Raw genomic sequence first — 13994 nt, forward strand, 5'->3', positions numbered from 1 at the left:
AGGCCCGACCGAGGCAGAAGAGTAGAGCACAAACATGCAGACAGCATTGATAGCGGCCGAAATTGGCGGCAGCATTACCGTATGGGGCATGTTTGCCCAGGCAACGTTCACCGTAAAGCTGGTGATGTTGGCCCTTGTAGCGGCAAGCTTTTGGACATGGTCCATCATCGTTCAGAAAACCATCCAGTATCGCGCGGCCAAACGTGAAGCGGCAGAGTTCGATCATGCCTTTTGGTCGGGTGAGCCTTTGGACGGGTTGTTTGACCAGATCGGGCCTGAGCCTGCGGGAGCCGCGCAAAAGATTTTTGCCGCCGGTATGATTGAATGGCGCCGGTCGCACCGCGAAGACGGCGGGCTGATCCCCGGTGCCACAGCGCGTATCGACCGCTCCATGGATGTGGCGATCGCGAAAGAGGCGGAGCGTCTGCAAAAGGGGCTGCCGGTGCTTGCCACCACGGGATCGACCGCCCCTTTCGTCGGGCTTTTCGGAACTGTTTTCGGGATCATGAACGCCTTCATCGAGATTGCAGAGCAGCAAAATACCAACCTTGCCGTTGTGGCCCCCGGCATTGCCGAGGCGTTGCTAGCGACAGGGCTTGGCCTGATGGCTGCGATCCCTGCCGTTGTCTTCTATAATAAGCTTAATTCTGACAGCGATGCGATTCTGGGCGGCTATGAGGCATTTGCCGATGAATTCGCCACAATCCTCAGCCGCCAACTGGATTCCTGAGCCATGGCGGGCGGGGTCATGCAAAAAAGCGGGGGCGGAAACCGTCGGCGGAGGCGCCGCGGCGGTGCTGCGCAGATGTCCGAAATCAACATCACACCATTCGTTGACGTAATGCTGGTGTTGTTAATCATCTTTATGGTGGCCGCACCGCTGTTGACGGTGGGCGTGCCTGTTGAACTGCCAAAAACTGCGGCACAAGCCTTGCCCGCAGAGCAGGAAGAACCATTGACCGTGACCATCACGGCGGACGGTGTTGTGCAGATCATGACAACTGAAACCGCGCGGGAGGAATTGATTCCGAAATTGCGCGCCGTTGCAGCTGAGCGTGAAGGCGACCGTGTGTTTTTGCGTGCAGATGGCACGGTGCCTTATAGCGCCGTGATGGAAATTATGGGCGCTTTGAACGCAGGCGGGTTTTCCAACATCGGTCTAGTGACCGACATTGGCGGGCCTACGCTGGACAGTTCCGGGAACTAACGATGTCGCGCGCGCGCAAAACAGGAAATATCGTATCAGGGGTGGGCCACGTGGCCTTCATCACCTGGATTCTGTTTGGCGGGTTGTTCACCTCTCGGCCTGATCCGGTTGAGGTGCAAGAAGTTGCTATGATTTCAGGGGCGGAATATCAGGCGATGGTAGATGCTGCGCGTCAACCAGTCGAAATCGCCGAAACGCCAACACCTGCAGCGCCCGAAGTCACTGAAAACGCGCCCGAAGTGGACGTGACGCCGCCAGAACCAGTTGCCCCTCCACCGCCAGCGGAAGTAGCCGAGCCTGCCCCGCAACCTGTCGAAGATGTCGTGCCGGAAGTCTCTGAAGCTGCGCCGGAACTGCCTGAACCACCTGCCGAAGTCACTGTGCAGGAAGCGCCAGTATCTCCGCGACCTGTGGAGCGGCCAGCCGAAGTGATTGCGCCGACACCCGCACCGCGGCCTGAGCCCGAGGCGGTGCAGGAACCAGCGCCACAAGAAGCTGTCATTCCGGAAGAAACCGGTGAAACGATTGAGCAGCCGCGCGAAGCAACCCAGGCGCCAGAGGCGTCCGACCGTACTGTGACAGAAGCCACTGAACCGCCGGCCGCGTCACCAACGGCTTCGATGAGGCCGCCTGCGCGCAGGCCGTCAGCTCCGGCACCAACACGAACCGTGGAGACACCAGCGCCTGCCGCACCGACGCAGGACACCAACTCTGTGGATGATGCCGCCGTTCAGGCCGCGCTTGAGGCAGCGATGAGTTCGGCCACGGCATCTGTACCAAGCGGCCCGCCGATGTCGTCGGGTGAAAAGGATGCACTGCGGATCGCCGTACAAGCCTGTTGGAACGTGGATCCGGGCGCGCGTTGGGCGCAGACTACGGTGACAATTGCCATGAACATGACGCAAGATGGGAAAGTGGTTAGTTCCTCTTTGCGGATGATCGCGAGCGAAGGCGGCGATGCCTCAACGGCGGATGCGGCCTTTGGCGCGGCCAGACGTGCCATTCTTCTGTGCCAGAAAGACGGCTATCCGCTGCCTGCTGAAAAATATGGCCAGTGGCAGGAGATCGAGATGACCTTCAACCCAGAGCGGATGCGCATTCGATGAGGGGCGGTTTCGTCATCACCGGGGCGGGAGAGGCCGAAATTGGCTTTTCACTGGACCGCAGCGGTAGGTTTGATGCAGAATCAGACCGATTGCTGTCAGAAGCGAAGGGGCAGGCGCAAGCATTTGCTGTCATAAAGCGAGCGGTTTTGCGCTGCGGGAACCGGGGATACTCTCTCCCCGTTGAGAAATACGAGTAATGGCGGAATATTGAACTGACGTTCAATGCTGAAAGGACGATTTTGCGATGAAGTACTTGAGTATCTGTATGGCGCTTGTCTGTGCCATGGGCTTTGCCGCTGGCGCGCAGGCGCAGCAAGGGCCTTTGCGTATCACGATCGAGGAGGGGATTATTCAGCCCTTACCTTTTGCTGTACCGGATTTTCAGGCTGAGACAGGTGACGCGGGGCAGCTTGCTTCTGATCTTGCGCGGGTGATTGCCGCCGATTTGCAAGGCACTGGCGTGTTCCGCGAAATTCCAAGCTCTGCTTTCATTGCGCAGTACAATGATTTTAACGCGCCCGTTTCTTTTCCGGATTGGAAAGCGATCAACGCTCAGGCGCTTGTCACGGGCGCCGTTTCGGTCTCAGGCAATAGCGTGAATGTCAAATTCCGCGTCTATGATGTGGTGTCTGGCACCAATTTGGGTGAGGGGCTGCAATTCTCTGGCACAACCGAAGGCTGGCGCCGGATGGCCCATAAGGTTGCCGACGAAGTTTACAGCCGCATCACCGGTGAGGGCGGCTATTTCGACAGCCGCGTGGTTTATGTCTCTGAGACGGGTCCCAAGGATGACCGCAAAAAGCGTCTGGCGATTATGGACTACGACGGCGCCAATGTCCGCTACCTGACCGACAGCAGTTCAATCGTGCTGGCGCCGCGTTTCTCGCCTTCGGGTGACCGGGTGCTTTACACCAGCTACGAGAGCGGTTTTCCCCGTATTTATGTGCTTGATATCGGCTCGGTCCAGCGCCGTGTTCTGCAAAGCGCCGAAGGCACGATGAGCTTTGCGCCACGCTTCTCGCCGTCCGGCCAAACGGTCGTCTTCTCAATCTCGCAGGGCGGCAATACAGATATCTACAGTATGGATATCAACTCTGGCCAGTCTGTGCGCCTGACCAATACGCCCTCGATCGAGACAGCCCCCAGCTATAGCCCCGATGGCAGCCAGATCGTGTTCGAGAGTGACCGTTCGGGTTCTCCGCAGCTTTACATCATGTCCGCCGGTGGCGGTGAAGCGCGGCGGATTTCATTCGGTGAAGGCCGCTATGGCACGCCGGTATGGTCGCCCCGTGGTGATCTGGTCGCTTTCACCAAGCAGAACGCGGGCCGCTTCCACATTGGTGTGATGCGTACGGATGGTTCTGAAGAGCGCCTGCTCTCGGCATCGTTTCTGGACGAGGGACCGACATGGTCACCGAACGGCCGCGTGATCATGTTTACCCGCGAAACCCAAGGCGAGGGCGGTGCCTCTTCGCTGTACTCCGTCGATATTACCGGCCGCGTTCTGCGGCAGGTGCAAACCCCTGAAGGCGGCTCAGACCCAAGCTGGTCGCCGCTCCAGCAGTAACCCTTCCCCTGACAGGTTGCCTTGTGGTAGCCTTGGGAAAACAAAAGACTTTTAGAAAGGTCGAGCAGATGAAATTTCTTCCTATCACCGTGCTGGTCGCAGCTGTGGCGCTGTCGGCCTGTACGAACCCGAACCGTTTTGGCGGTGATACCGATTTGCCTGTGAACCCCACGGGAAGCCAGCCATTGAGCGGTGTTGTCCCGGGTAGTGCCAACGATCCAAGCTCGGCCGCGTATTTCAATCAGACTGTCGGCGACCGCGTTTTGTTCGAGGTGGACCAGTCAACGCTGACCGCCACGGGCCGTTCCACACTGGACGGGCAGGCAACATGGCTGATGACAAATTCTGATTATCAGGCTGTGATCGAAGGTCACGCCGACGAGCAGGGTACACGTGAATACAACCTTGCACTGGGTGCCCGACGGGCGAACTCTGCGCGGGAATATCTGTTGTCCAAAGGCGTTCCTGCTGAACGTCTTCGCGTGGTCAGCTACGGCAAGGAGCGCCCGATCGAGATCTGCTCGAACGAGGCATGCTACGCCAAAAACCGCCGCGCGGTGACCGTGCTGGCCGGTGGCCAAACCAGCTAAAGGAGCACGTGATGCGCTTTGCTTTTGTTTTCGCCGTTGTTCTGGGGGCGGTCCCGATGGGGGCCGCCGCCCAAGATGCGCAAACTCTTGCCGACATCCGACAGGAACTGACCGTTCTCAATGTGGAGATGACCAAGCTCAAGCGTGAGCTGTCAACCACTGGTACAGCAGGGGGTGCGCAATTGCCTGCCTCCGTGCTTGATCGGGTGAACGCAATGGAAAGCGAGCTGAGCCGTGTCACGTCCAAGACCGAAGAGCTGGAGTTCCGCATCAACCGTATCGTCGATGATGGTACACGCCGCATTGCCGATCTTGAATTCCGTTTGGTCGAGCTGGAAGGCGGAGACATCTCTGCGCTTGGCTCTACCACCACATTGGGCGGCGCGGATCAGGCCACAGCACCTGCACCCGCACCAGCACCGGAAACGAACACCAGCCAGCTTGCCGTGGGCGAGCAAGACGACTTTAAGCGGGCGCAGGAGGCGCTCGCATCAAGTGACTTTCGCACCGCCGCAGACCAGTTTGCGACCTTCAATCAGACCTATCCGGGCTCTCCGCTAGCGGCTGAAGCAGACCTGCGTCGCGGCGATGCGCTGGAGGGTCTCGGCGATGTCCGTGAAGCTGCTCGGGCCTATCTGGCCAGCTTCGGGGCATCACCGGCAGGACCAAATGCGCCCGAAGCCCTTTTTAAGCTAGGCTCGTCACTGGGTACGCTTGGGCAAAGCAGCGAGGCCTGTGTGACGCTGGGCGAAGTTGCAGTGCGTTTCCCTGACAGCCCCTATGTAGGGCAGGCGACCAGCCGCCAGCAGGCTTTGGGCTGTTCGTAAGCTAATGCAGCAAGAGCCGCTTGAGACAGCGCTTGAGACGGCTCTTGGTGCTCCCCTGCCAGCAAGGCTGGGCGTTGCTGTTTCCGGTGGTAGTGATTCCATTGCATTGTTGCACCTGTTGGCCCGAATCTACGCGCGTCGCGGCGGCTATTTGCAGGCAGTGACGGTGGATCACGGATTGCGCAAAGGCTCAGCAGCCGAGGCAGAGCAGGTTGCCGTGGTCTGTGCGGGTTTGGGTCTGCAACATCACATTTTGCGGTGGGAGCAGTGGGACCAATCCGGAAACTTGCAGGATGCCGCGCGGCAGGCCCGGTACCGGCTCATGGCCGATTGGGCCAAAACACAAAATTTGGATGCTGTGGCCTTGGGCCATACCGCAGATGACCAAGCTGAAACCGTTCTTTTGCGGCTTGGTCGCAGGTCTGGCGTGGATGGGTTGTCCGCGATGGCGGCGCAAAGAACAGACGCGGGTGTGCTGTGGCTCAGGCCGATGCTTGGAATCAGCCGCACTGCTCTCAGAGACTATCTGAAAAAGGCAGGAATTGCGTGGATCGACGACCCCAGTAACGAAGATGCCCGCTTTGATCGGATCAAGGCACGCCAAGCGATGGGGGCGCTCGAAGCGCTTGGTATCACTGCGGAAGGTCTGGGCGTAGTCGCGGCCAATATGGCCGAGGCGCGCGACGCGCTGGAGCGTTATACCACCTTGGCTGCACAGTCTTGCGTGCGTCTGCTGCACGGGGCAATCGTTCTGCGGAGGGAGGCATTCGCAACTTATCCACCGGAGGTTCAGCGGCGGTTATTACGCCGCGCTTTGGACTGGATTGCACCTTCTTCTTATCCCCCCCGACGAGCGGGTCTTACGCAGTTGATGCATGCTTTGGTGGCGGGAGAGGCAACAACGCTTGCCGGATGCGCACTTCTCTGCCGAAAAGATGATGCTTGGCTTTTTCGCGAATTTAATGCGGTAAAAAGTGAGGTGGCATCAATAGACGCCCTTTGGGACGGACGCTGGCGCTGTCTGCCTGTGGCTAACAACACAGACCCAATGCTGTTGGAGCTTCGCGCTTTATCATCTAACGGATTGAAACAATGCGATAATTGGAGAGATTTCGACCTTCCGCGAAGTGTCTTACTTAGCCTTCCGGGACTGTGGCATGGTGACACGCTTTTATCCTCACCTGTGGTTAAAACCAGTCAAAACTGGCATTGGGAGCTGGCACAGGGCGCCAACGCGTTTTTTCGATCTGCATTATGACATTGAACTGAGCCTGTGCATGTCTATCTTAGGGCAGTAGCCAAAGCTTTCCTTTGGCTGAGATGTATTCAGGAGACTATCCTTGGGCAATTTTCGCAATCTCGCTTTTTGGGCCATATTGCTGGTACTCGTTTTCTCGTTGTTCAATCTGTTCAACGGAAACGCCGGCAGCACGATGCAAAATCGTGAGATCAGCTATTCCGATTTCGTAACATCTGTTTCGAATGGCAATGTGAGCAACGTAACTCTTGACGGCGAGCAGGTGCGTTTCCGTCAGTCCGACGGGAATGATTATCTGACGATCAAGCCTACGGATGCAGAGGTCACGAAGCTTTTGACCGAAAACAACGTCCCTTTCCGTGCTGAAAGCCAGCAGGAAAGCGGTTTGCAGACATTCCTTGTCTCGCTGCTTCCTATTCTGTTGCTGATCGGTGTCTGGATCTACTTCATGAACCGGATGCAGGGCGGCGGCAAAGGCGGGGCTATGGGCTTTGGCAAATCCAAAGCAAAGATGCTGACAGAAAAGCATGGTCGTGTGACATTTGACGACGTGGCCGGCATTGATGAAGCTAAAGAAGAGCTTGAAGAGATCGTTGAATTCTTGCGCAATCCGCAGAAATTCAGCCGTCTTGGCGGCAAAATCCCTAAGGGCGCGTTGCTTGAGGGCCCTCCCGGTACCGGTAAAACACTGCTGGCGCGCGCAATTGCGGGCGAAGCAGGCGTGCCGTTCTTTACGATCTCGGGTTCTGACTTTGTCGAAATGTTTGTGGGTGTTGGTGCGTCCCGTGTCCGCGACATGTTCGAGCAGGCCAAGAAAAACGCGCCTTGCATTGTGTTCATCGATGAAATCGACGCCGTTGGCCGTCACCGTGGCGCAGGCTATGGCGGTGGTAACGACGAGCGTGAGCAGACCCTCAACCAGTTGCTGGTCGAGATGGACGGCTTTGAAGCCAATGAAGGTGTGATCATCATCGCTGCTACAAACCGTAAGGACGTGTTGGACCCTGCCTTGTTACGCCCCGGCCGCTTTGACCGTCAGGTCACCGTGGGCAACCCCGATATCAAGGGTCGTGAGAAGATTTTGGGCGTACACGCACGCAAGACACCTCTTGGTCCTGACGTTGATTTGCGCATCATTGCGCGTGGTACGCCGGGCTTTTCTGGTGCCGACCTTGCGAATCTGGTGAATGAGGCCGCTTTGACAGCTGCCCGTCTTGGCCGACGCTTTGTCGCGATGCTGGATTTCGAAAGCGCCAAAGATAAAATCATGATGGGTGCTGAGCGCCGTTCGATGGTGCTAACGCAGGATCAGAAGGAAAAGACGGCCTATCACGAAGCAGGCCACGCCATTGTGGGAATCATGCTGCCGAAATGTGATCCGGTCTATAAAGCCACGATCATCCCGCGCGGTGGTGCCTTGGGTATGGTGATGAGCCTGCCTGAAATGGACAAGCTGCAAATGTTCAAAGACGAAGCCGAAGAGCGCATTGCCATGACAATGGCAGGCAAAGCGGCCGAGATCTGGAAGTATGGTGCTGATTCCGTGTCGTCCGGCCCAGTTGGTGATATCATGCAGGCCAGTGCTTTGGCCCGCGCCATGGTGATGCGTTATGGCATGTCTGACAAAGTTGGTAATATCGACTATCAGGAAGCTGCGGCAGGTTACCAGGCCAACGGCGGGGCAGGCGGCTTTAGCGTCTCTGCAGCGACCAAAGAGCTGATCGAATCCGAGGTGAAGCACATCATCGATGAGGGGTATGCCCGCGCGTACAAGCTGATCGAAGACAATGCGGAACAGTTCGAACGCCTGGCTCAGGGTCTTCTTGAATATGAGACTTTGACAGGTGATGAAATCAAGCGTGTGATGGCAGGTAATCCGCCAACCGAGCCTGATGAGGATGACAAGCCCGATAGCGGTTCTGCGCCAAGCGTCACTGCTATCCCAAAGGCCAAGGGTAAGAAGAACCCACCGGCTGGCGGAATGGAGCCTGAACCCTCTGTCTGATCACTTTGTGTGAAACGGACAGAACAAAATTTGATCGGCCCCGCCCAGTGCGGGGCCTTTTCATTTCCAGTGTGTTCGATCAGTTTGTAGAAAGAAGCAGGAGGCCGACATGGCAGAACACATTCCCACCGATCATTACGGCACGATCACATGGCTGGGAAAAGTCCCGCTTGATCGTCCTGACATCCGCTCGGAATCGTTGGAGGCTGTGATGGCGACCTTTGCTGGGTTTGACGCGGATTATCACGGCGGGCTGACGCGGGCGTCTTGTGTGCGCGTCACATCGCGGCATCCCAAGCGCACGCAAATCAGCAACACGCGGCAGCTATCGATCCTGTCTGTTGAAGAACTGCACCAAATCGCCGCTGCTATCGGTCTTGAGGAACTGGATCCGCGGCTGCTGGGTGCATCGATGGTCGTTGAGGGAATTCCCGACTTCACCTTCCTTCCCCCTGCGTCGCGGCTGCAAGCTGACAGCGGTGCGACGATTGTGATCGATGTGGAAAACGGCCCCTGCAATCTACCTGCCCGCGAGATTGAGAAAGAAGCGGACGGCCGCGGGAAAGCCTTCAAGGCCGCAGCCCGCGGCAAACGCGGAGTCACCGCATGGATTGAATGTGAAGGCATGTTGGCGGTAGGCGATAAGCTTCGCCTACATGTGCCAGACCAACGGGCTTGGGCGCCATAACGCGCGATTGATCAATCCTGTTGGATGTCCTCTAGGTAGCTTGTGATATCAATCAGCGCCTGTGGAGTTGCGATAACTTCGCCAGACGCGGTCATATAATCAACCATAGGTCCGTTCAGGTCTTTCTGGAATTCTGGCATTCCGCCGAACTGATGGCGGCCTTCGTACCCGTTGATCTGCGCCATGACATCCTCTGTTGGAAAGACGCCGCCATTGCGTTCACTTATCAGGGTAAGGTTCGCCGGCGGGACGCGGAAGCTGGCGGCAACCGGACCATCGCCTTGCGCCGACGTGCCATGGCAGCTTGTGCAATACTTTGCATAGAACGCAGCGCCGCGCGCCTGCGGGGGCTGTTGCTGCGTACAAGCAGACAGTGCCAGCCCCAGAAAGGCGATATAGGGAAGTGAGCGGATCATAGCGGACCTTTACATATTTTAATTCCGACCAGCTTGGGACATGGGCGTGCGGTGGTCAATGGCGGTCCCTACAGTACCAAAGCACGTCGGTGGTTTCTTAAAAGAAACGATGCGATCACCCAACGCCGCAACGGAAGGCAGAAATGTCGCAATCCTGACGTGTCGCTGTAGCGCGCCCTTGTATGCATCAGCTAGAACAAGCCCAAGCGGCTCACAACGGGGATAACCATGGCTTTCAAGACTGATATCCAAATTGCGCGTGAAGCGTCCAAGAAACCCATTCAGGAGATCGGCGCCAAGCTGGGTATCTCCAGCGATGATTTGCTGCCCTACGGGCACGACAAGGCCAAGGTAAGCCAGTCGTTCATCAACTCAGTGCAGGACCGCCCCGATGGTAAGCTGATCCTTGTTACTGCGATCAACCCGACACCGGCTGGTGAGGGCAAGACCACGACGACTGTGGGTCTGGGCGATGGCCTGAACCGCATCGGCAAAAACGCGGCTGTGTGTATCCGCGAAGCGTCGCTTGGACCAAACTTCGGCATGAAGGGTGGTGCTGCGGGTGGCGGCTATGCGCAGATCGTCCCGATGGAAGAAATGAACCTGCACTTCACCGGTGATTTCCACGCCATCACATCGGCGCATTCGCTGCTGAGTGCGATGATCGACAATCACATCTACTGGGGTAACGAGCTTGAGATCGACACCCGGCGCGTCGTTTGGCGCCGCGTGGTGGATATGAACGACCGCGCTTTGCGCCAAATCACCACCAGCCTTGGCGGTGTGGCCAACGGCTTTCCGCGCGAAACAGGATTTGACATCACTGTGGCTTCTGAAGTTATGGCGATCCTGTGTCTGTCCAAAAACCTTGAAGACCTGCAAAAGCGTCTGGGTGACATGATCGTGGCCTACCGCCGTGACCGCACACCTGTTTTCGCCCGCGATATCAAAGCCGATGGCGCAATGACTGTGCTGCTGAAAGACGCGATGCAGCCGAACCTTGTGCAGACGCTTGAGAACAACCCTGCCTTCGTGCATGGCGGTCCTTTCGCCAATATCGCCCACGGCTGTAACTCTGTCATCGCGACAACCACAGCCCTGAAGCTGGCAGATTATGTTGTGACCGAAGCTGGATTCGGTGCTGATCTGGGTGCTGAAAAGTTCCTTAACATCAAATGCCGCAAGGCGGGTCTTGCGCCCTCCGCAGTTGTGCTTGTTGCCACTGTGCGCGCAATGAAGATGAACGGCGGCGTTGCAAAGGCCGATCTGGGCAACGAGGATGTCGCAGCGGTGCAAAGCGGTTGTGCCAACCTTGGCCGTCACATCGAAAACCTCAAATCCTTTGGTGTGCCAGTGGTCGTAGCGATCAACCATTTCGTCACGGATACCGACGCCGAAGTGCAGGCAGTTAAAGACTATGTAGCGACCCAAGGCTCCGAAGCTGTGTTGTCGCGCCATTGGGAGTTGGGTTCCGAAGGCTCTGCCGATCTGGCGACCAAAGTGGTTGAGACCATCGAAAAGGGCGAAGCAAACTTTGCGCCGATCTACCCCGATGAGATGACACTTGCGGATAAAATCAACACGATCGCGACCAAAATCTACCGCGCGGATGCAGCTTTGATGGATAACAAAATCCTCAAACAGCTGGCCGAATGGGAAGAGCAAGGCTATGGCGATCTGCCTGTCTGTATGGCCAAGACGCAGTACAGCTTTACCACTGATCCGGAATTGCGCGGCGCGCCGACAGGGTTCAACATCCCCGTACGCGAAGTCCGGCTGAGCGCAGGTGCCGGTTTCATTGTGGCAATCTGTGGTGAGATCATGACCATGCCCGGCCTGCCACGTGTCCCATCGGCAGAGAGCATCAAGCTAAACGCAGACGGTGACGTAGAAGGGCTGTTCTGATCCGGACACCCAAACATTGACTAGGGAGAAGGGGTGACCCTTCTCCCGCTTTGGTTTAGGGCCTGAGTTTAACGGCAACACGAAAAGAGGGGCGCAGGGCATATGTCGGCGACGGTTATTGACGGTAAAGAATTTGCAGCACGGGTTCGGGGACAAGTGGCAACACATGTGACCCGCCTGAAGGCAGATCACGGGATCACACCTGGTTTGGCCGTGGTGCTGGTGGGCGAAGACCCCGCCTCACAGGTTTATGTCCGTTCCAAAGGCAAGATGACCGTCGAGGTCGGCATGAAATCAGTTGAGCACAAGCTTGACGTTGATACCGCCGAGGGCGATTTGCTGGCGTTGATCGACCAGCTTAACAATGATCCCGAAATCCACGGTATTTTGGTGCAGCTGCCCTTGCCCAAGCATTTGAACGAAGACTTGGTCATCAATTCGATTGATCCGGCAAAGGACGTGGACGGGTTCCACATATCTAACGTTGGCCTGCTAGGCACGGGTCAAAAAAGCATGGTACCCTGTACGCCGCTTGGCTGTCTGATGATGTTGCGCGGTCACCACGGGTCGATCTCGGGGATGGATGCGGTGGTGATTGGGCGCTCCAACATCGTTGGTAAGCCGATGGCGCAGCTTTTGCTCAACGACAGTGCTACAGTCACGATTGCCCACAGCCGAACCAAAGACTTGGCCGATGTAGTCCGCCGCGCGGACATCGTTGTGGCAGCAGTTGGCCGCCCCGAAATGGTGCCCGGTGACTGGATCAAGCCTGGTGCAACTGTAATTGACGTGGGCATTAACCGATTGGATGCACCGGAAAAAGGTGAAGGCAAAACCAAGCTGGTGGGGGATGTGCATTACGAAAGCTGCGCAGCTGTTGCTGGGGCGATCACGCCAGTACCAGGTGGCGTTGGGCCGATGACAATTGCGTGTCTTTTGGCCAACACGGTGACGGCCTGCTGCCGCGCCAATGGTCTGGACGAACCCGAAGGTTTGACAGCCTGATAGCAAACGATATCTCAGGCCTGCCTGTAGAAACCTGAAGGCCCTCGCGATTGGCGGGGGCCTTATTCGTTCCCTAGGTGCGTTTTTGATCGTTTCCGCAATGTCAAAGCGCATCAGAAACAGCAGCAACGACGTGAAAGAATGCACGAGCAGACAGGAGGCGGATTACTTTTGTCCCGTCGGCTATGCCAATGAAATGGCAGCGTAGCGTTCGTGGTCCGGTACGACATCTAGAACCGCGCCCACGTGTTCGCGATCATGTCGCAGCGGGCCTTTCCCTGACAGGATTGGGCGACGGGTATTCCGGTAAGTCTGGTCTAGCAAGGGACAGGCACCATCGTGCCTTGCAGGACCGCGATAAGGGTCTGTTTACCGTCTTCCTCTGCGTGGACCTCAGCGGTCACAACGCTCAACCTTTTGCCAGGTTTGATCACGCGGCCGGTTGCGATCAGTAGATCGCCCCGCGCAGGGGCCAATAGGTTGATTTTGATCTCTGCCGTCACAACCTCCTGATCCAGCGGCAGCATTGTCAGAGCAGCATAGCCAGCAGCGCTGTCGCCAATCGCGAAGGTAAGCCCCGCATGGCCGAATCCTTGTTGCTGGCGTGAACCGGGAAGGATGGGCGCAGTGATCCGGACCAATCCCGCTGTGATTTCTGACAATTCGGCCCCTAGCGTGGTCATCATGCTTTGTGCGGCAAAGCTTTCGGTGATGCGTTTGACTGCTGACTTTTCCATTTGTTACCTCGGCATAGGAATGGCTGTGGGGTTGGGACCGGTAAGAACGGCAATCGCTTCGGCTCGCATCAGATCACCCAGAACCGGCGTCCTGCTGTGTAGCCCGCCGGTGTAGGTGCCATAGGCCGGTAGGATCACGCGATTGCTGTCGATCAGAAATGCAGCGCGGGTGATGCTGCGGCCGCGCGCCTGTAGCGTTGCCTTCGGGTGATAATGCCCCGAAATTTCACCGCTTGAGCCTACTTGGGCTATGTGGCGAAAGGTAAGCGGGGGAAGCGGAAGCTCGGCCAAGTGGGCGCCGCCAAATTCGACGGGACCAGGATCGTGGTTGCCTTCGATCCAAACCCAGCGACGGCCCGCTTGCAGGCGGAAAATCCATTGGCGTTCTTCTTCGGGTAACGCTTCGGCAGCGGCCAAATCGTCAAAACTGTCACCCAGACAAATTACCGTGCGTGTATGAGTAAGAGCCAGATCAGCAGCAAGCCGGTTCAGCGTGTCGCGGGTATCATAGGGCGGCAATGACGTGCCGCCGCGACGTGCGATGCGTTCGGATTTGCCCAGATGCAGGTCACTTACCACCAGAAGACTTTCGTCCGGCCACCACAATGCGCCTGATCCCAGCGCTTTTAGCGGTGCGCCCGAGAGAGTGAATTCATATCCGTTCATATAAATGGTGTGGAACA

General features: G+C 57.2%; 14 protein-coding genes. 11 read left to right on the plus strand and 3 right to left on the minus strand.

All coding sequences use genetic code 11. The features are described 5' to 3' along the window. Nucleotides 1-34 precede the first annotated feature (34 nt). The 9 genes from tolQ to K3757_RS04880 all read left to right on the plus strand — a co-directional run bounded on the left by tolQ (nucleotide 35) and on the right by K3757_RS04880 (nucleotide 9248). The gene (gene tolQ, locus K3757_RS04840) at nucleotides 35-730 is read left to right on the plus strand and encodes a protein TolQ (RefSeq protein WP_259999838.1); all 696 of its coding nucleotides are present in this window, start codon (nucleotides 35-37) and stop codon (nucleotides 728-730) included. Nucleotides 731-733: 3 nt separating this feature from the next. Then, nucleotides 734-1207 (plus strand): protein TolR, encoded by a 474-nt coding sequence (gene tolR, locus K3757_RS04845; protein WP_259999839.1) that lies wholly within the window; start codon nucleotides 734-736, stop codon nucleotides 1205-1207. Between the two features lie 2 nt (nucleotides 1208-1209). Then, the gene (locus K3757_RS04850; RefSeq protein WP_259999840.1) at nucleotides 1210-2313 is read left to right on the plus strand and encodes an energy transducer TonB; all 1104 of its coding nucleotides are present in this window, start codon (nucleotides 1210-1212) and stop codon (nucleotides 2311-2313) included. Nucleotides 2314-2557: 244 nt separating this feature from the next. Beyond that, nucleotides 2558-3880 carry a Tol-Pal system beta propeller repeat protein TolB gene (tolB, locus tag K3757_RS04855; protein WP_409202571.1) on the plus strand — a complete coding sequence of 441 codons (1323 nt, stop codon included), beginning with the start codon at nucleotides 2558-2560 and terminating at the stop codon, nucleotides 3878-3880. Between the two features lie 68 nt (nucleotides 3881-3948). Continuing rightward, entirely contained in the window at nucleotides 3949-4470 is a 522-nt protein-coding gene (gene pal, locus K3757_RS04860) for a peptidoglycan-associated lipoprotein Pal (protein ID WP_259999841.1), read from the plus strand. 11 nt (nucleotides 4471-4481) lie between these two features. After that, nucleotides 4482-5297, plus strand: a complete 816-nt coding sequence (gene ybgF / locus K3757_RS04865; RefSeq protein WP_259999842.1) for a tol-pal system protein YbgF — start codon at nucleotides 4482-4484, stop codon at nucleotides 5295-5297. Nucleotides 5298-5301: 4 nt separating this feature from the next. Next, the gene (tilS, locus tag K3757_RS04870) at nucleotides 5302-6555 is read left to right on the plus strand and encodes a tRNA lysidine(34) synthetase TilS (RefSeq protein WP_259999843.1); all 1254 of its coding nucleotides are present in this window, start codon (nucleotides 5302-5304) and stop codon (nucleotides 6553-6555) included. An 82-nt stretch (nucleotides 6556-6637) separates the two neighbouring features. After that, the gene (ftsH, locus tag K3757_RS04875; RefSeq protein WP_259999844.1) at nucleotides 6638-8560 is read left to right on the plus strand and encodes an ATP-dependent zinc metalloprotease FtsH; all 1923 of its coding nucleotides are present in this window, start codon (nucleotides 6638-6640) and stop codon (nucleotides 8558-8560) included. A 109-nt stretch (nucleotides 8561-8669) separates the two neighbouring features. Next, entirely contained in the window at nucleotides 8670-9248 is a 579-nt protein-coding gene (locus K3757_RS04880) for an MOSC domain-containing protein (RefSeq protein ID WP_259999845.1), read from the plus strand. 11 nt (nucleotides 9249-9259) lie between these two features. Here the strand turns inward: K3757_RS04880 and K3757_RS04885 are convergent, their stop codons facing one another. Then, on the minus strand, nucleotides 9260-9664 hold the full coding sequence (locus K3757_RS04885) for a cytochrome c (RefSeq protein ID WP_259999846.1): 405 nt from the start codon (nucleotides 9662-9664) through the stop codon (nucleotides 9260-9262). A 228-nt stretch (nucleotides 9665-9892) separates the two neighbouring features. Here K3757_RS04885 and K3757_RS04890 point away from each other — a divergent pair, with 228 nt between their 5' ends. Both K3757_RS04890 and folD read left to right on the plus strand, forming a co-directional pair. Next, nucleotides 9893-11569 (plus strand): formate--tetrahydrofolate ligase, encoded by a 1677-nt coding sequence (locus K3757_RS04890; protein ID WP_259999847.1) that lies wholly within the window; start codon nucleotides 9893-9895, stop codon nucleotides 11567-11569. A 102-nt stretch (nucleotides 11570-11671) separates the two neighbouring features. Beyond that, complete coding sequence (gene folD / locus K3757_RS04895) at nucleotides 11672-12574, plus strand: bifunctional methylenetetrahydrofolate dehydrogenase/methenyltetrahydrofolate cyclohydrolase FolD (protein ID WP_259999848.1); 903 nt, start codon at nucleotides 11672-11674, stop codon at nucleotides 12572-12574. 317 nt (nucleotides 12575-12891) lie between these two features. Here folD and K3757_RS04900 read toward each other — a convergent pair whose 3' ends face one another. Together K3757_RS04900 and pdeM are read right to left on the minus strand one after the other, a co-directional pair. Continuing rightward, a complete protein-coding gene (locus tag K3757_RS04900) occupies nucleotides 12892-13311 on the minus strand; it encodes a PaaI family thioesterase (protein ID WP_259999849.1) in 420 nt (139 codons plus the stop codon). Nucleotides 13312-13314: 3 nt separating this feature from the next. Continuing rightward, on the minus strand, nucleotides 13315-13977 hold the full coding sequence (pdeM, locus tag K3757_RS04905; protein ID WP_259999850.1) for a ligase-associated DNA damage response endonuclease PdeM: 663 nt from the start codon (nucleotides 13975-13977) through the stop codon (nucleotides 13315-13317). Nucleotides 13978-13994: the final 17 nt, after the last annotated feature.

Origin of the sequence: Sulfitobacter sp. S223 (assembly GCF_025143825.1) — a bacterium.
GTDB lineage: Bacteria > Pseudomonadota > Alphaproteobacteria > Rhodobacterales > Rhodobacteraceae > Sulfitobacter.